This window comes from Flavobacterium sp. SOK18b, from assembly GCF_014156605.1.
GTDB lineage: Bacteria > Bacteroidota > Bacteroidia > Flavobacteriales > Flavobacteriaceae > Flavobacterium > Flavobacterium tiangeerense.
The window spans coordinates 1-17072 of the sequence record NZ_QKNZ01000064.1; the positions used below are offsets into that span (position 1 = coordinate 1).

General features: G+C 32.4%; 16 protein-coding genes. 11 read left to right on the forward strand and 5 right to left on the reverse strand.

The window, feature by feature from the left end:
• Positions 1 to 2504, forward strand: a 2504-nt coding sequence (locus DNC80_RS10330; protein ID WP_182651154.1) for a S8 family serine peptidase, incomplete at its 5' end; no start/stop codon positions are given.
• On the opposite strand, the gene DNC80_RS10335 is transcribed toward DNC80_RS10330, so the two are convergent.
• Positions 2491 to 3084, reverse strand: a complete 594-nt coding sequence (locus tag DNC80_RS10335; protein WP_182651155.1) for a Crp/Fnr family transcriptional regulator — start codon at positions 3082 to 3084, stop codon at positions 2491 to 2493. The genes DNC80_RS10330 and DNC80_RS10335 overlap by 14 nt on opposite strands.
• Positions 3085 to 3314: 230 nt before the next feature.
• On the opposite strand from DNC80_RS10335, the gene DNC80_RS10340 reads away from it, so the two are divergent.
• Both DNC80_RS10340 and DNC80_RS10345 read left to right on the forward strand, forming a co-directional pair.
• Positions 3315 to 4427 carry a polysaccharide lyase family 1 protein gene (locus tag DNC80_RS10340; RefSeq protein ID WP_182651156.1) on the forward strand — a complete coding sequence of 371 codons (1113 nt, stop codon included), beginning with the start codon at positions 3315 to 3317 and terminating at the stop codon, positions 4425 to 4427.
• Between the two features lie 180 nt (positions 4428 to 4607).
• Positions 4608 to 5495: a carbon-nitrogen hydrolase gene (locus DNC80_RS10345; RefSeq protein ID WP_182651157.1), complete on the forward strand. Its 888-nt coding sequence runs from the start codon at positions 4608 to 4610 to the stop codon at positions 5493 to 5495.
• A 75-nt stretch (positions 5496 to 5570) separates the two neighbouring features.
• Here DNC80_RS10345 and DNC80_RS10350 read toward each other — a convergent pair whose 3' ends face one another.
• The gene (locus tag DNC80_RS10350) at positions 5571 to 7097 is read right to left on the reverse strand and encodes a choice-of-anchor I family protein (protein ID WP_182651158.1); all 1527 of its coding nucleotides are present in this window, start codon (positions 7095 to 7097) and stop codon (positions 5571 to 5573) included.
• A 175-nt stretch (positions 7098 to 7272) separates the two neighbouring features.
• Between DNC80_RS10350 and DNC80_RS10355 the strand changes: the two genes are divergently transcribed.
• Positions 7273 to 8313 carry an agmatine/peptidylarginine deiminase gene (locus tag DNC80_RS10355; protein ID WP_182651159.1) on the forward strand — a complete coding sequence of 347 codons (1041 nt, stop codon included), beginning with the start codon at positions 7273 to 7275 and terminating at the stop codon, positions 8311 to 8313.
• Between the two features lie 75 nt (positions 8314 to 8388).
• Here DNC80_RS10355 and DNC80_RS10360 read toward each other — a convergent pair whose 3' ends face one another.
• A complete protein-coding gene (locus DNC80_RS10360) occupies positions 8389 to 10656 on the reverse strand; it encodes a M1 family metallopeptidase (protein ID WP_182651160.1) in 2268 nt (755 codons plus the stop codon).
• A 156-nt stretch (positions 10657 to 10812) separates the two neighbouring features.
• On the opposite strand from DNC80_RS10360, the gene DNC80_RS10365 reads away from it, so the two are divergent.
• The 3 genes from DNC80_RS10365 (at position 10813) to DNC80_RS10375 (ending at position 12883) form a co-directional block, all read left to right on the forward strand.
• Positions 10813 to 11664 carry an aldose 1-epimerase family protein gene (locus DNC80_RS10365; protein ID WP_182651161.1) on the forward strand — a complete coding sequence of 284 codons (852 nt, stop codon included), beginning with the start codon at positions 10813 to 10815 and terminating at the stop codon, positions 11662 to 11664.
• A gap of 9 nt (positions 11665 to 11673) precedes the next feature.
• Positions 11674 to 12225, forward strand: a complete 552-nt coding sequence (locus tag DNC80_RS10370; RefSeq protein ID WP_182651162.1) for a GNAT family N-acetyltransferase — start codon at positions 11674 to 11676, stop codon at positions 12223 to 12225.
• A 106-nt stretch (positions 12226 to 12331) separates the two neighbouring features.
• On the forward strand, positions 12332 to 12883 hold the full coding sequence (locus tag DNC80_RS10375; RefSeq protein WP_182651163.1) for a DUF3575 domain-containing protein: 552 nt from the start codon (positions 12332 to 12334) through the stop codon (positions 12881 to 12883).
• On the opposite strand, the gene DNC80_RS10380 is transcribed toward DNC80_RS10375, so the two are convergent.
• Complete coding sequence (locus DNC80_RS10380) at positions 12880 to 13104, reverse strand: VF530 family DNA-binding protein (protein WP_182651164.1); 225 nt, start codon at positions 13102 to 13104, stop codon at positions 12880 to 12882. The two genes, DNC80_RS10375 and DNC80_RS10380, sit on opposite strands and share 4 nt — an antisense overlap.
• A gap of 58 nt (positions 13105 to 13162) precedes the next feature.
• Between DNC80_RS10380 and DNC80_RS10385 the strand changes: the two genes are divergently transcribed.
• Together DNC80_RS10385 and smpB are read left to right on the forward strand one after the other, a co-directional pair.
• Entirely contained in the window at positions 13163 to 13648 is a 486-nt protein-coding gene (locus tag DNC80_RS10385) for a histidine phosphatase family protein (RefSeq protein WP_182651165.1), read from the forward strand.
• A 37-nt stretch (positions 13649 to 13685) separates the two neighbouring features.
• The gene (smpB, locus tag DNC80_RS10390; protein WP_086454511.1) at positions 13686 to 14138 is read left to right on the forward strand and encodes an SsrA-binding protein SmpB; all 453 of its coding nucleotides are present in this window, start codon (positions 13686 to 13688) and stop codon (positions 14136 to 14138) included.
• Positions 14139 to 14319: 181 nt separating this feature from the next.
• Here smpB and DNC80_RS10395 read toward each other — a convergent pair whose 3' ends face one another.
• Positions 14320 to 14961 (reverse strand): protein-L-isoaspartate(D-aspartate) O-methyltransferase, encoded by a 642-nt coding sequence (locus DNC80_RS10395; RefSeq protein WP_182651166.1) that lies wholly within the window; start codon positions 14959 to 14961, stop codon positions 14320 to 14322.
• Positions 14962 to 15105: 144 nt separating this feature from the next.
• Here DNC80_RS10395 and DNC80_RS10400 point away from each other — a divergent pair, with 144 nt between their 5' ends.
• Positions 15106 to 16071: a Gfo/Idh/MocA family protein gene (locus tag DNC80_RS10400; RefSeq protein ID WP_182651167.1), complete on the forward strand. Its 966-nt coding sequence runs from the start codon at positions 15106 to 15108 to the stop codon at positions 16069 to 16071.
• Positions 16072 to 16152: 81 nt separating this feature from the next.
• Positions 16153 to 17040, forward strand: a complete 888-nt coding sequence (locus tag DNC80_RS10405) for a 3-hydroxyacyl-CoA dehydrogenase family protein (RefSeq protein ID WP_158729953.1) — start codon at positions 16153 to 16155, stop codon at positions 17038 to 17040.
• The last annotated feature ends 32 nt before the right edge of the window (positions 17041 to 17072 follow it).

Here is a 17072-nt window from a genome sequence, read left to right on the forward strand (position 1 = left end):
CAAAAAATTTGGTTGAAAATCAAGATATTAAATTATATCCATTAAATAATATGTGGAAATTACCAAGCAATCTAAAAAACCATTCATCGAAGAAAAAGTATATAATCGTAACTAACGATATTTTAAAACTAACAGAAAAACTTAAAGCATTACAGATAGAATACTTTATCCAATCTGATGTAGTATTTATAAATACCAACTACAAATCTTTAGTTAACCAAATCATTCCCATTCATAACGTCTTATCCATTACCCAAGAATCTTTCACCCCTACCGTTGAATCTAAAATTATTGACCAAAACTTTAGCGTTAATCAAATTAATATGTTGGTAAAAAATTTTAAAGACATAACGGGTTTAAATCAAATTGTATCTATTAAAGATGAATTTTTTGACATCAACGATATTGATTTGTTAAATAAACATATTCCTTCTAACACACAATCTAGTCAAGTTTCAAAGCACGCAACTGCAATGGCTACAATAGTTGCAGGCTTAGGAAATAGTTCTATTTTAGGCAAGGGTGTTGCTCCAAAAGCAAAAATTCAATCTTCCAATTTTCTCTCTCTCTTCCCAGATGCAATCACAACTATGCAAGGAGCCACCATTCAAAACCACTCTTATGGTACTGTAATTGAGAATTTCTATGGCAATCTAGCGGCAGCATTTGACAAAACTCTTTACGAGAATTCTACAATCAATCATGTTTTCTCAGCAGGAAATAGAGGGACTGAAGGATTTAAAAGCATTACAGGAAATTTTAAACAATCAAAGAATAGTATTGTGGTAGGAAGTGTGAATGCTAGTGAAAACAGTATGCCATTTTCATCAAAAGGTCCTGCGTATGACGGCAGGATCAAACCCGAAATAGTAGCTTACAGTACAGAGGGTACCTCAAATGCAACTGCAATCACATCAGGAATTATTTCATTATTGAAAGAGCTTTACAACAAAACACATACAACTTCTTTACAGAATGCAACTGCAAAAGCAATCTTGATAAATAGTGCAAAAGATTTAGGAAATTTAGGTCCTGATTTTACTTATGGCTTTGGAAACGTAAATGCCTTAAAATGTTTAAATACCATACAACAAAATAGAATTATAACAGGAACTATAAAGTCTGAACAAAAAAACTTGCACCAAATAACCATACCAAATAATAGTAAGAATTTAAAAATAACATTGGTTTGGAATGATCCGCCAGCCCAAGTAAATACCAACATTAGTTTAATACATGATTTAGATTTAGCGTTAATTTCACCATCAGAAACTTTTTTACCATGGATATTAAATCCCAATTCACCTCAGTTACCCGCAGCAAAAGGTATTGATAAAGTCAATACAATTGAACAAATAGAAATTACTGACCCTCAATTTCAAACATACAGTATATCCATAAGTGCTGGTTTACTAAATACGGATAGTCAAGATTACAGTATTGTTTATGATTATGAGATAAAAAACTCATTCGAATGGAACTATCCTATTCTAAATGATAATTTCCCGCTAGATGGTAAATTAATTTCACCAATAAAATGGAACTCCACAATTACAGGAACTAACGGTGAATTATCTATAAGTTATAACGATGGACAAACTTGGGAATCCATCAAAACGAACATCAATATAGAAAATGGACAATACCTATACCTACCTTTAAAAGAGCTTTTTACGAAAGCAAAACTTAAAATGAAAATTGGTAATGAAGAGTTTATTTCGGATAATTTTATCATTTCGTACGATTTAAATACCACGACTTCATTAGTTTGTAATGGAACAACTGAAATCAATTGGACTAAACCAGAAACTGTTTCTAGCTTTAATATTTACGAATTAGTTGATACAAAACTTACTTTCAAGGAGCAAGTTACTAATTCAACCTACACCTATACAAACGGTAAAATTCACGCTGTCTCTCCTAATTTCAACTCTGTTGAGGGTATAAAAAGCGAATCTACTTTACGTTATGAAAATAACTCCAATTGTTATTTTGAATTTGTAAATGCCGAGATTACAACTGAGAACCTAATCACAATCTCAACAAATCTTTTTAGTCTATTTCAAATAAAAAAAGTGGAACTCTTAAAATTAATCAACAACAAAGAAATACTTTTAACATCGAAGAATGTTCCTTTATCTAAAAATTTTACTCTAGATGATGTCGCTCCATCAGAAGGATTTAACAAATACAGGGTACGACTGACACTAGAAGATAATACAACAATAAATTCAACAGCTATTGATATTATTTTTATGGGAAAAAGTGATTTTTTTGTTTATCCAACGGCTTTAAAACCAAACCAAGACATCAATATTGAAACTAAAAAAGAAGAAGAAACTTTTTTCTATCTTTTTAACATGAATGGGCAAAATACAGTATCACAATCCTTCATTACAAAAAGTACTTCCATCACTTTACCAAGTCTACCAAGTGGTATTTACATTTACAAAATCATCTCTAAAACAGGAAAAAATAAAACGGGAAAAGTCAGCATTCAGTAGTACGCTCTAACTTAAATTGTTTTTTTATCTTACATAAAAACTCATGAGAAACACCCAGATACGATGAGAGATTCCTATCATTAATTCGCTGTGCTTTTACAGGATATTTGTTTATAAAATCTAAATAACGTTGCTTTGATGTCTTGTTCAAGATATCAAGCAATCTATCCTGCATGACAATATTTGTTTTTTCAATCAGCAAGGTGTGAAATTTCAAAAGCTTTGGAACTTCTTTAAATAATTTAGTTTTATTTATTTTATTAATGACCAAAATTTCACAATCCTCAAGTGCTTTGATGTTATACCTTGTAAGTTTATCATGATAAAAACTTTCAACATCAGTTATCCAATCATTATCAAATGCAAAAAAAAGTATACACTCAGCACCATTTTCTTTCAAGTGATAAATTTTGAATGCTCCATTTAAAACAAAGGCTTCGTATTTACTATTAGAATCCTGAATTTGGAGATAATCATTTTTTTTTAGTTTAACCTGTTTTACGTTTTCCTGAATTAATTCCCATTCTTCATTGGTCAGGGGAATTTTTTTCTCAATATTATTTCGCAGTAATTCGTACATTTTTTTGGGGTTTTATTTATATTAATTATGCATTATTTCAATCGAAAAACAGTAGGTTGTGCAATCGATTACGTAAAAATAATAAAATTATAGTATTTTCAATATAACAATCAATAAAAAACACAAAATTTAATTAATTATAGGTTTTATTGAACAAGTTCAATAATAATACCTTTTTTTATGATTTATTTTGTAATGCTTTAAATCACTAATATTTAACAATAAGTACTATGAAATTAAATTTAAATGTATCCGTTTTCATTGTGAGTCTTTTCTTTGGGCTCACAAGTTGTAACAATGAAGAAACTGCAGAAACTAATGCAGGTACAGCACAGTTAGAAACAAAAACATCAAAGAACAATGCAAGAGTTGGCGATTGTGCAGCTGTTCCTGGCTGGGCATCACAAAATGGTGGAACTACTGGAGGTGGCAACGCTACAGAAACAGTAGTAAGTACTTATGCGCAATTAAAAGCTGCAATAGAAAACACTTCTGTGAAAGTCATTAAAGTAACAGGAACCATTAATATTCCTGCTACTTCAACGGGTCGTATTGCTTTTCAAGATCAAACTGGAAAAACAATTTATGGCGCCAACGGTGCAAAATTAGTTTCGACGGATCAAACCAAAGCCAATTCTGGAATTTTAAATATTAAGAGATGTAAAAATATCATTCTTAGAAATCTAATTTTTGAAGGACCAGGTGCATATGATACAGATGGTTGGGATAATGCAATAATTGATAATTGCCAAAATGTTTGGGTAGATCATTGTGAGTTTAGAGATGGAGTTGATGGGAATTTAGATATCAAAAATCAGTCAGACTATGTTACAGTCTCTTACACTAAATTTACATACCTAAAAGCTCCAAGACCAGGCGGATCAGGAGGTTCTCCAGATCACAGATATTCAAATTTAATAGGGTCTAGTGATGGTGCAACAGCAGATAGAGGTAAACTTAGAATAACTTTTGCAAGATGTTGGTGGGCTACTGGATGTAAAGAAAGAATGCCAAGAGTACGTTTTGGTAAAGTACATATTGTAAACAACTACTTTAACAGTTCTGCTAGTAATAAATGTGTAGCTGCAGGTCTTGAAGCTAGCATTAGAGTTGAAAATAATGTTTTTGAAAATGTAAATCAACCTATTGACCTTATGACAGGCTATACTGCTGTTACAATTATAGGAAACATATTTACAAACACAACAGGTAATACTGCTGGAAGCAATACGGCTTTTACACCAAGTTATACCATACCGTTACTAACTGCTAGCGCAGTAAAAGCTGATGTTACAGCTGGAGCAGGTGCAACATTTACTGGAAATATTTGTGGATCTTTTTAATTAATTTCAAATTTTTAAAACAACACTTCTTACAAAACAGGAAGTGTTGTTTTTTTTACTAATTATAAAGCAGTAGAAAGCTTATTTCAAAATTCTTTAGTAAAGTTCATTAGCAAACACGTGAGGTCTATTTTATACTAGCCATAAAATTTACTATTTTTGTATTCTAAAATTTATGTAATGTCAAATAAAAAGTATAAAATAGCTGTTATTCAATTAAACCTGAATGACGTAGCCGAAAATAATTTAAAAAAATGTATTAGTTGGGTTAGAGATGCAGCAAAACTTGGCGCCGAAGTAATTTCTTTACCCGAATTATATAGCAGTCATTATTTTTGTCAAAGTGAAGATGTAGATAATTTTGCTTTGGCGGAACCGTTATACAGCACTTCTTTTACTGCTTTTAGTGCTTTGGCAAAAGAATTAGGAGTTGTAATTATTGTTCCTTTTTTCGAAAAAAGAATGGCTGGTATTTATCACAATAGTGCTTATATTATTGATACAGATGGATCAGAAGCAGGGTTGTATAGAAAAATGCACATTCCAGATGATCCCGCTTTTTACGAAAAATTCTATTTTACACCGGGTGATTTAGGATTTAAAAATAATCGTACACAGAAAGGAAATATAGGAACATTAATCTGTTGGGATCAATGGTATCCTGAAGCAGCACGCATAACAGCTTTAAAAGGTTCCGAAGTATTGTTTTACCCAACAGCAATTGGTTGGCATCCGCAAGAAAAAGAGCAATATGGTGAAAACCAATATGGCGCTTGGATGAATGTTATGAAAGGTCATGCGGTTGCAAATGGTGTTTATGTTGCAGCAGCAAACCGTATTGGTTTAGAAAAATATTTACCAGAAACTCCTGGAATTGAATTTTGGGGAGCTTCATTTATCTGTGGGCCACAAGGTGAAATTTTGGCGCAAGCCTCACATGATAAAGAAGAAATTTTAATTGCCGAAGTTGACTTAGACTTACAAGAAAATGTGCGTCAAAACTGGCCATTTTTTAGAGACAGACGTATAGATGCCTTTGGAGATATTACAAAAAGAGCAATTGACTAACTGCTCTTTTTAAAACAAAAAATCCCTGCTGAATTCTTTATTCAAGCAGGGATTTTATTATTTCGAGAGTACTTTTTAGTTCAAATCTGGCTGGAAAACTTTCACACTTCCGTCACCTTCACTACTTACCACAAGCAAACTTCTTTTTGTTGGACTTTTTGAAGCAGGAATATATAGTAGACCTTCAGGAGCATCACCCGTATTAATAGTTTGCATTAATTTTGGTGCAGCAGGATTTGAGATATCATAAATCATTACTGCATCGGCGCGTTCAAGACCTACAAAAAGTATTGTTTTAGTCCCCATTTTTGTAACTACTACAGATTCTGGCTCAGCCCCTTTATCATCACTTCTGCCGTCATCATAAAAACCTAATTCATGTGATTTTTTATCCAATTCATTTTTACTATCATACACTAATTCACCCGTTGTACCATTCCATATAGAGAAAGATCTAGAACCAAAAGAAACAAGCTCATCAAAATCGCCATCGCCATCAGTATCTCCCATTTTAGTATTAATATTTAGCCTACCTAAACTAGTCTCAGCTTTAAGTGCTGTAGCATCTGGAAACGCTACAGGATCAAGAATTACTGATGAACTACCTACTCTTTTTACATCAACAAAAGCGCTATATTCTCTAGCATCACCTTCATTTGCAGTTACAAAATAGGATACTTTATTTACTTCAAAACTACTTATTGCATCTGGTTGATACATTCCTTTTATTTTCCAAGGTTTCATAAATATCCCTCCATCTTTATCACTTACATCAATTGCATTGTCAGCAAGGTTATAGTCTTTTAGACCCAAAGGAAAAATATTCGTAATCGTTTTGCTACTCAAATCAATTTTAGCAACGCCATTGTTTTCTTGTAAAGTTACCCAAGCTGTTTTAGAATCAGCAGATATAGTAATGTATTCTGGTTCAACATCTGATGCGAAATTATTAGTTACGCTAGCAATTCTAAAACCTTTTGCCTTGAGCGTATTTAACTGGTTTGCAAAACCTGCAAAATTTAAAGTTGTAACTGCATAATTATTATTTACCGCAATTATAGATACTGAACCCTCTGGGTCAATCGAGTAAGTATCGTTTGGTTCACCTTCATTGGCAGTCATAATAAAATTTCCATCAGGAGAAAATGTAATCATATCAGGTAATGCACCAACCATAATTTCTTTAATAAGAGCGTATGTAGTGGTATCAAAAACCAAAACTTTACCAGCATCTTGCTTATTCGGTTTTGCCTCTAAGGCCACAGCTAATTTACCATTAAAGGTAGCAACACTATTTGATGCTCCATTATAAGGAGTCAAATCAATACTTGTTACAAATTTTGGACTCGTTGGATTTGACAAATCAATTACATCAATTTTATTCGTATTGCTATTGTTGACAGTAAATAATTTCTTAGATAATTCGTCATATGCACTAATTTCAGCAGCACCTGTTCCTCCTATTGTAAGACTTCCAATTTCTTTAAATGAAGCAGGATTTTCATTCACAATCGTTTCTTGATCGTTGCTTGAATTATCCTCTTTAGTACAACTAGACAAAATCAAAATTGCAGCTAGAAGTGAAATACTGTATTTTTTCATAAATTATTTTTTACCAAAAATAGAAATGAACAAATCAACTATAATTAACACAATATTATTTAATCATTACCTTAATACTATAAATGAAAACGCAGTTTTAAAAAATTGCAATGTTTGCTCGTTTTTTAAGTGAGTCTGAATCATTATATTTGCACCTTTGATAAACGTATATAATATGACTACAAATACTAGGCGTTTTCCAGCCGAATGGGAAAAACAACAAGGAATGCTACTGTGTTTCCCTCATAATGGGAAAGATTGGCCTGGAAAATATGAAGCAGTTCAATGGGCTTTTGTAGAATTTATTAAAAAAGTAGCAACTTTTGAAACTGTTTTTTTGGTTGTGGCAGATGAAAACCAAAAAATAAAAGTAAACACCATGCTAGAAACAGCTCATGTTGAACTAAAAAATGTTTCGTACATCATTCACAAAACCAATAGAAGTTGGATGCGTGATTCTGGACCTATCATTATAAAGAACAGAACCGAAAGAGAGGCATTAAACTTTAATTTTAATGGCTGGGCCAAATACAAAAACATACAATTAGATAAATTTGTTCCTGCTAAAGTAGGCGAATTTTTAAATATTCCTGTGACTCAAGTCATGTACAAAGGAAAGCCGGTGATTGTTGAAGGTGGTGCCATCGATGTAAACGGGCGTGGAACCTTATTAACATCAGAGGAATGTTTAATGCACCCAGACATACAGGTTCGAAATGCAGGCTTTACAAAAGAAGATTACGAAGCCGTTTTCAAGGAATATCTTGGCGTAACCAATGTGATTTGGTTAGGCGACGGCATTGAAGGCGATGATACTCATGGACATATTGATGATTTGTGTCGATTTGTTAACGAAGATACTATTGTTACTATTGTAGAAAACGATCCGCTTGATAAAAATTATCAGCCACTACAAGACAATTTAAAAAGGTTACAAAACGCTAAACTTGAAAATGGAAAATCTCCAGTCATAGTAGCCTTGCCAATGCCGAAAAAATTAGAATTTGACGGATTGCGATTACCTGCTAGCTATGCTAATTTTTTGATTTTAAACCAATGTGTTTTAGTACCTACTTTTAATGATAGTAACGATCGTAAAGCACTAAACATACTAGCAGAATGTTTTCCCGATAGAGAAATTATCGGCATAAATGCAACTGATTTTATTTGGGGTTTTGGAACCCTACACTGTTTAAGTCAGCAAATACCTGAATAAAGAAATAAAAAAAGACTTGTAAATAATTACAAGTCTTTTTTGTTAAAATAAATTCTTCTTTAAAATTTCAAAAAATTATTTATCTCTGGTAAAAGGAATTTTTTGTCCACCTGGAACAGTCATATCAAAACCATTTAAACTTTCGTTGAATTCAAACTTAAGTCCTGCTTGTTTTGATTCAAAAGCATTCTTTCCAATGTTCTCCACAGAAAAAGAAGGATAATTTGTAATCAAGGCAGTAAGCGCTCCATTTTTCTCAGAAAAAGTTATTTTTAAAGGAGCCATTTGAGTTGAATAAGTTCCCAAATAACCATCAAGAATTACATCTTTTTCAAGTAAACCTTTTTCAGCAGTCCATACATTATTTGCCGTATTAGAATCTGGAAATGCATGATCCGGATCTAATGTGATGCTTTCAATTTCTTCAGTAGAATTGTGTTTAAACGACCAAGATTTGTTTTTTTGCCACACTTCAACTGGTAACTTTACTCTTGTAATTTTTCCACTTTTAGTTTTTACGTCAAGAGATACAGGCATGACCATTTTTTCGAAGTTCTCAATAGTAATAATAACTCCCTTTTTAGGGTCATTTTTTACATATTTTATTGAATTTATACCTTGATCTAAACGCCAATTGTATTGAAACCAACCTCTCCAAAACCAACTCAAATCTTCACCAGCAACATTTTCAATTGTTCTAAAAAAATCATCTGGCTGTGGATGTTTAAAAGCCCAACGCTCTACATACGTTTTCAATGCTAAATCAAAACGCTCAGGTCCTAATACTTGCTCTCTTAAAATAACTAAACCCGAACTAGGTTTAGAATAGGCCAAAAGACCAATGTTACGCTCCTTCATATTGTCTGGGGAACTCATTATTGTTTCCAGAAAAGGACTTGTATACATTTCTGCTCTTTGATGCATGTCTGCTTTTGGCTCTTTGTATTCTCCATTATTAAAATCAATTGAACTTAATGAATTGATAAAAGTATTGAAACCTTCGTCCATCCATGCAAACAATCGTTCATTAGATCCTACAATCATTGGAAACCAAATGTGACCAAACTCATGATCTGTAACACCCCATAAATCAGCTCCTTTTGATTCCCAGCTACAAAAAACAATTCCAGGATACTCCATTCCGCCTTCATTTCCAGCAACATTTACAGCTGCAGGATAAGGGTATTCAAACCATCTTTTAGAATAGTTCTCTATAGATGCTTTTGTATACTCTGTAGATCTACCCCATGCTGCATCACCAGCACTCTCAACTGGATAAACGGACATAGCTAGCGATTTTTTTCCACTTGGCAAATTGATTTTCGCCGCATCCAAAATGAAAGAGGCAGATGATGACCAAGAAAAATCACGGGCATTGATCATTTTAAAATTCCAAGTTTTTGTAGTTGATGATCCCGTTTTTGAAGTGGTAGCAACTTCCTCTGCTGTTCTAATAAATACCGTTTTATCACTTTGTTTGGCTTGTGCCAATCTACTTTGTTCTACCGTTGAGAATACAGCAGCAGCATTTGTCAACTCACCCGAAGCAACTACAATATGATTAGAAGGAGCAGTAATACTTACATCAAAATCACCATATTCTAAATAGAATTCAGAGGCTCCTAAATATGGGTTTACATTCCAGCCACGCACATCATCATACACACACATACGAGGATACCATTGCGCCATGGTAAATATTTTTCCGTTTTTAGTTTCTAAAACACCCATTCTATCTGATCCTTCATAAGGAGCAATAAATGAGAAATCAATTTTAATTTTTGCAGTTCCACCTTTGGCGTTAAGCGCTTGTGGCAAAAAAACCTGCATTCTAGTGTCTGAAATTACATATTTCACAGCAGTTTCTGTAGCTACACCTTTATTATTACTAATTACAGAAACAGACTTTATTTTATGTCCTCCTTCAAAAACTTGACCTTGTGCCCCATTTCTACTACCTGATAATGGTACTATTGCACTTCCACGAGAGTCTGCTTTAAAAAGATTTTGATCCAAATTCATCCAAACAAATCCTAATTTATCAGGACTATTGTTGGTATACGTAATAATTCCAGATCCTGAAATTTCATTGTTTTTCTCGTCAAGTTTAGCTGTTAGTTTGTAACTAGCACTATTTTGCCAATATTCTGACCCTGGTTGACCACTTGCTGAACGTGTTGCAGTTCCATTTTTAGTGTAAAAATGAGGTCCAAAAGCATCATGATAGTCGTACTTTGATACTGTATTAGCAGTATTTTCAGGAGTTTGTTGTGCATTCAAATTTATTATTCCAATAAACAATAAGCTCGCATGTACAAAAAATCCAAGATTGATTTTCTTCATAGTTAATTGATTTTGTTTACAAATTAATGAAAAAAAAGATAATTTTGAGTATAAAAGATTAAGAATTTTAGCACTTTGATAAAAAAAACATCTTGTGATTAAATATTGAATATATTTACGGCAAATTCAGAGTATCTCAGTAAAAACAAAATTATTTTGACTACAATTTTAAAAAACAACAAATTAACTGCAACAATAGATCATCATGGTGCAGAACTCATTTCTCTAAAACACCAGAATACAAGAGAATATATGTGGAATGGTAATCCCGAATTCTGGGGCAAACATTCCCCTATTTTATTCCCAATAGTAGGAACTTTAAAAAACAATTCTTTTCATTACGAGAATAATGATTACCATTTAACCCGTCATGGTTTTGCCAGAGACATGGACTTTGAAGTTCTTGAAGCGAATGATGAGAGAGCTGTTTTTTCATTATCACGCACCAGTGAAACTTTAAAAAATTATCCTTTTGATTTCCAATTGCAAATCATTTATACTCTTAAAGAAACAAATTTATCAATTTCCTATCTGGTTAAAAACTTTGGAAAAAAAGCCATGCCCTTTTCTATTGGAGCCCATCCAGCCTTCGCTTTACCATTAAAATTTGAAGATTATGAAATTGAATTTGAACAAAATGAACCTTTGCAATATCATATTTTAGAAAATGATTTAGTATCTAATGAAACTAAAAAATTAAATACTCAAGACAAAAAACTTGCTCTTGATTACACTCTTTTCGAACATGATGCCTTGATTTTCAAAACCATACTTTCTAAAAAACTCACTATTTTAGAGCACAAAAAGCCTATCTTAAAAGTTGATTATAATGGTTTCCCTAATTTAGGAATTTGGACAAAAAAATCAGCACCATTTATTTGTATTGAACCTTGGTTTGGATATTCTGATGTACTGGAGAGTACCGGAGATTTACTACTAAAAGAGGGCATTCAAATTTTAGAACCAAACGCAACCTTTGAATCTATATTTACTATCAAAATTCTTTAATAAAATTCTATGTTGACTATCAATTTCACACCATTTCCAAATCTTGAAACCGACCGTTTACTTTTAAGAAGAGTAAACGCAGGTGATGTAAAAGAAATTTTAATGTTACGATCTAATCCAAGAACTATGCAGTATATCCCTCGTCCTTTGTTAAAAACGGATGAAGAAGCTTTGGAGCATATTGCAATGATTGATCATAAAATTGAAGTTAATGAGGGCATCAATTGGGCTATAACTTTAAAAGATAGCCCAAAGCTTATCGGGATTATTGGTCATTATCGCATTAAACCAGAACATTACCGAGCCGAAATTGGATACATGCTACTACCTGATTATCAAGGAAAAGGAATTGTGACGGAAGCTGTCAAGGCTGTCGTATACTATGGATTTAATGATTTAAAACTACATTCAATAGAAGCGGTTATAGCACCAGAAAATCTTGCATCGGCAAAAGTTTTAGAAAATAATAATTTTGTAAAAGAAGCTCATTTCAAAGATTATGAATTTTACGAGGGCCGATTTTTAGATTCAGCTATTTACTCCTTAATCAATAAATCATAATTTTCAAAAACTTAAAATCAACAAAATTCATTATGATTTTTGGAAATAACTGTTACTTTTGTTGATGAATAATTCCACTTAAAACATTATCCTACTGACTTTTTTTATGAAAAAAATAATTGTTCTTATAATTTTAATTTTTAGTGCTACTCTTTCTGCTCAAACTTATGTTAAAGTAAATGCTTTTACAACAATTTTAACGATACCAAATGTAGGTATTGAAACGAGCATAGGTAAGAAATCAACTTTTCATTTTGATGCTTTGGCCTCTTTTTGGAAATCAATCAATGGCAAACCCAGAGAATTTTACACTTTTACACCAGAATATCGATACCATTTCAAAGAAAATTACAATGGTTTTTATGCAGGTGCGCATATAGGAGCTACTATTTTTAATTTCCAAAAGTGGAATTACTTAAACACTAATAAATACGAAAAAGGGTTTGGTTATTTTGCAGGTGCTACTATAGGCTACCAAGTTAAGATAAATGAAAAATTTATGATTGACTGTTTCCTAGGTGGTGGTTGGCATCAAGGTTTTTACAAAGGATATGACTTAACCACAGGTCAACGCTATGAAAATGTAAAAAATTACAACAAAAGTGGAGAATCACTTCCTTATAGAGGCGGAGTGATGGTTTCTTACAAAATAAATTAAAATTTATTTATACTTTTAACATACAAATCTTCAACTTGTTTACGAGCCCAATCTGTCTTTCTTAAAAAAGTCAAACTGGATTTAATGCTTGGATTAATTGAAAAACATTTAATTTTAATCAGTTCACTTAAGGTGTCAAATCCATAATGATTGACAAGCTTTTCTACAATTTGCTGAAGCGTGATTCCGTGTAGCGGGTCCTTTGATTTTAATTTATCCATTGTACAAATATATACATTCTAAAATTTATGATTTATTAACCCCCTAAAAAATCTAACCATGAAAAAAAAACTACTCATCCTTGCCCTATTGTTTTTTAATATTTGTTTAGCACAACAAAATGTTACTACCTATTATTTTATTAGACATGCCGAAAAAGTAGATGATTCCAAAAATCCTGATTTATCAGAAAATGGATTGAAAAGAGCCAATCAATGGAATGCTATTTTCGCCGATGTTCACTTTGACGAAATTTATACTACCGATTTTAAAAGAACCACACAAACTGCAGCACCTACAGCTACAGCTAAAAATATAAAAACTAAACTGTACGATCTTAAAGATTTAAATATTGAAAATTTCAAAAATGAAACTCTAAATAAAAAAGTCTTGATTGTAGGGCATAGTAATTCAATACCCAAATTTGTAAACCAAGTTATCAAATACAATTTGTTTCCTGATATTGAAGATACGGTTTTTGGGAACTTGTATGTAATTACAATCACTGGTGATACCATAAGCTATCATTTATTGAAATTGCCATAAAAATTGCTTGATATTTTAATTTTGCTACCTTTGCACCATGTTAAAAACAATTAATATTTACAATAAAAGAGCCAAATTCGATTATGAAATTATCGAAACATTTACGGCTGGAATCGTTTTGGCTGGTACTGAGATTAAATCAATTCGTTTAGGCAAAGCCAATATTACAGAAAGTTTTTGTGAATTCAGTAATCTTGAATTGTTTGCCATAAACACCTACATTGAGGAATACTCTTTTGGGAATCAATTCAACCACAAAGCCCGTAGTGAACGTAAATTACTCTTAAATAAAAAAGAACTTAAAAGCTTATCTAAAAGTGTTCAGGCTAAAGGCTTAACAATAGTTCCTCTTAAATTATTTACCAATGAAAAAGGAATGGCAAAACTTCAAATAGGTCTTTGTAAAGGAAAGAAAACCTATGATAAACGAGAATCTTTAAAAGAACAGGATACAAAACGAGACTTAGAACGCATAAAAAAATCATTTTAAATTAAAATGATTTTTTTTGTTTTATATCAAAGCTATTTTGATGAAAAATCACAATAGCTAAGCAGAGTAAAATATCTTATTTTTTATTCCAAACCATTAACGACAAATCCTTTTTGGGCTAAGCCAAAAAAAATCATCTACAACTCTTTTTTCATAAAGCGCTGAAGATGATTTTTTTTTTTTAATTCTTGTCTTCTAATAAGGGAACAAATCTAAATTCTCCAAATTCATGCTTTTCAAATTGAGTTTCATTAATTCGAACAAGCAAAGTCATTATTTGCACGTCTTCACCAAGAGGAATTACTAGCCTTCCTCCTATTTTTAACTGCGCCATCAAAGGTTTAGGAATAATTGGCGCACCAGCCGTAACAATAATGCTGTCAAATGGTGCGTAATTTGGCAACCCTTTGTAGCCATCACCAAAAGAAGTATGTTTAGGACGAATATTAAGTTTAGGAAATAAGTTTGTGGTTTTTTTAAACAATTCATTTTGGCGTTCTACACTATACACTTTAGCGCCCATGGTACATAAAACTGCCGTTTGGTATCCAGAACCAGTACCGATTTCTAATATTTTATCTTCCTTTTTCACTTCTAACAATTGGGATTGAAAAGCAACGGTGTAGGGTTGTGAAATAGTTTGCCCAGCACCAATAGGAAAAGCCTTATCTTGATAAGCATAATTTTCAAAGCTTGAATCCAAAAATAGGTGACGTGGTATCTTTTTTATGGCTTCCAAAACATTTTTATCCGTAATCCCTTTTTGCTCTAAAACGCTTACTAATTGATTCCGAAGTCCTTGATGTTTGGCTGTATCTTTCAAAATTAAAATTTTTATTTCTGTAAAAATAGAAAAGAAAAACTGAAATCAAATATTGGTTTTTAAATAATAATTTAGCGCACAATTTGTCTTAATTCAACAATAGATTAATCATTTAATTGCTATTTTTGTAAAAAATACACCCTTATGCTAAAAATTGGAGTATTAGGTGCTGGTCACCTAGGAAAAATACATTTGCGTTTATTACAACAATCTGACAAATATGAATTGGTAGGGTTTTATGACCCAAATCAAGAGAATGCTGAAAAGATATCAAAAGAGTTTGGATACAAACATTTTAGTACTATTGCAACTCTTATTCATGCTGTAGATGTAATTGATATTGTTACCCCAACGCTTTCACATTACAAATGTGCAAAAGTAGCTATCAAATCAGGGAAACATGTTTTTATTGAAAAACCGATTTCAAACACAGTGGAGGAAGCTGAAGAAATCATTGCTCTTGCCAATGAGTATAATGTAAAAGGGCAAGTAGGACACGTAGAACGCTTCAATCCTGCATTTATAGCTACTAAAAACATGATTGAAAATCCAATGTTTATTGAAGCGCACCGTTTAGCTGAATTTAATCCGCGAGGAACTGATGTCCCAGTGGTCCTAGATTTGATGATTCATGACATTGATGCTATTTTAAGTGTGGTTAAATCAAAAGTGAAGAATATTAGTGCCAGCGGAGTTTCGGTGATAAGTGACACCCCTGATATTGCAAATGCCAGAATTGAATTTGAAAATGGTTGCGTAGCCAACTTGACAGCTAGCCGAATTTCGATGAAGAACATGCGGAAATCTCGTTTCTTTCAAAAGGACGCTTACATCTCTGTTGATTTCTTAGAGAAAAAATGTGAAGTGGTAAAAATGAAAGACGCTCCAGAGGTTCCAGGTGATTTTGATATGATTTTACAAAATGCCGAGGGTATCAAAAAACAGATCTACTTCTCCAATCCAGATGTTGAACAAAACAACGCTATTCTGGATGAGTTAGAATCGTTTGCAGATTCAATCAACAACAATACAACTCCAGTAGTGACTTTAGACCAAGCAACTGAAGCATTACGAGTTGCCTATCAAATTATTGATTGTTTTAAGAAATAAATAAAATTACTTTTAAGTTTAAGGTTTTCAGTTACTCAAAATAACTTTAAGCTTTAAACTTTTAAACTTTAAACTCAAAATATGAAAACAATAGCCGTAATCGGAGCAGGAACAATGGGCAATGGAATAGCTCATACCTTTGCACAAAGTGGTTTTACCGTAAAATTAATTGATGTTTCTGAACAATCTTTGGATAAAGGAATGGCAACTATTGCCGCTAATTTAGATCGAATGATCACTAAAGGAAGCATCACCCAAGAGGATAAAGCAAAAACAATCACCAATATTATTACGTATACCGATATAAAAGACGGTGTTGTAGGTGTTGATCTAGTGGTAGAAGCTGCAACAGAAAATGTAGCATTAAAACTAAATATCTTCAAACAATTGAATGAAATTTGTTCGCAGGATACCATTTTAGCAACCAATACATCTTCAATTTCGATTACACAAATAGGATCGGTTGTGACTAATCCGGAACGTGTTATAGGTATGCACTTTATGAATCCGGTGCCTATAATGAAATTAGTAGAGATTATCCGCGGTTACAACACCTCAGATGAAGTTACAAAAACCATCATGAGTCTTTCTGAAAAACTAGGAAAAACTCCTGTTGAAGTGAATGATTATCCAGGTTTTGTAGCCAATAGAATTTTAATGCCAATGATCAATGAAGCAATTGAGACTTTGTACAACAAAGTTGCGGGTGTTTACGAAATTGATACGGTGATGAAACTTGGAATGGGCCAACCCATGGGACCATTACAACTTGCAGATTTTATTGGCCTTGATGTATGTTTAGCCATTTTAAACGTAATGTATGATGGGTTCAAAAATCCAAAATATGCACCATGTCCATTATTAGTAAATATGGTTAGAGCAGGAAAACTGGGAATAAAATCAGGTGAAGGTTTCTACGATTATTCAGAAAGTAAAAAAGCAGAAAAGATTTCTAAACAATTTATTTAATGTCATAAAGTTTGAAAGTCAAAATTCTAGAA

What these genes read in the sequence shown, in the direction of transcription:
- DNC80_RS10355 (WP_182651159.1), top strand. Translation starts at nt 7,273, where the DNA reads ATGACTACAAATACTAGGCGTTTTCCAGCCGAATGGGAAAAACAACAA.
- DNC80_RS10345 (WP_182651157.1), top strand. Translation starts at nt 4,608, where the DNA reads ATGTCAAATAAAAAGTATAAAATAGCTGTTATTCAATTAAACCTGAAT.
- DNC80_RS10335 (WP_182651155.1), bottom strand. Translation starts at nt 3,084, where the DNA reads ATGTACGAATTACTGCGAAATAATATTGAGAAAAAAATTCCCCTGACC.
- smpB (WP_086454511.1), top strand. Translation starts at nt 13,686, where the DNA reads ATGTTAAAAACAATTAATATTTACAATAAAAGAGCCAAATTCGATTAT.
- DNC80_RS10370 (WP_182651162.1), top strand. Translation starts at nt 11,674, where the DNA reads ATGTTGACTATCAATTTCACACCATTTCCAAATCTTGAAACCGACCGT.
- DNC80_RS10350 (WP_182651158.1), bottom strand. Translation starts at nt 7,097, where the DNA reads ATGAAAAAATACAGTATTTCACTTCTAGCTGCAATTTTGATTTTGTCT.
- DNC80_RS10400 (WP_182651167.1), top strand. Translation starts at nt 15,106, where the DNA reads ATGCTAAAAATTGGAGTATTAGGTGCTGGTCACCTAGGAAAAATACAT.
- DNC80_RS10340 (WP_182651156.1), top strand. Translation starts at nt 3,315, where the DNA reads ATGAAATTAAATTTAAATGTATCCGTTTTCATTGTGAGTCTTTTCTTT.
- DNC80_RS10405 (WP_158729953.1), top strand. Translation starts at nt 16,153, where the DNA reads ATGAAAACAATAGCCGTAATCGGAGCAGGAACAATGGGCAATGGAATA.
- DNC80_RS10360 (WP_182651160.1), bottom strand. Translation starts at nt 10,656, where the DNA reads ATGAAGAAAATCAATCTTGGATTTTTTGTACATGCGAGCTTATTGTTT.
- DNC80_RS10385 (WP_182651165.1), top strand. Translation starts at nt 13,163, where the DNA reads ATGAAAAAAAAACTACTCATCCTTGCCCTATTGTTTTTTAATATTTGT.
- DNC80_RS10380 (WP_182651164.1), bottom strand. Translation starts at nt 13,104, where the DNA reads ATGGATAAATTAAAATCAAAGGACCCGCTACACGGAATCACGCTTCAG.
- DNC80_RS10375 (WP_182651163.1), top strand. Translation starts at nt 12,332, where the DNA reads ATGAAAAAAATAATTGTTCTTATAATTTTAATTTTTAGTGCTACTCTT.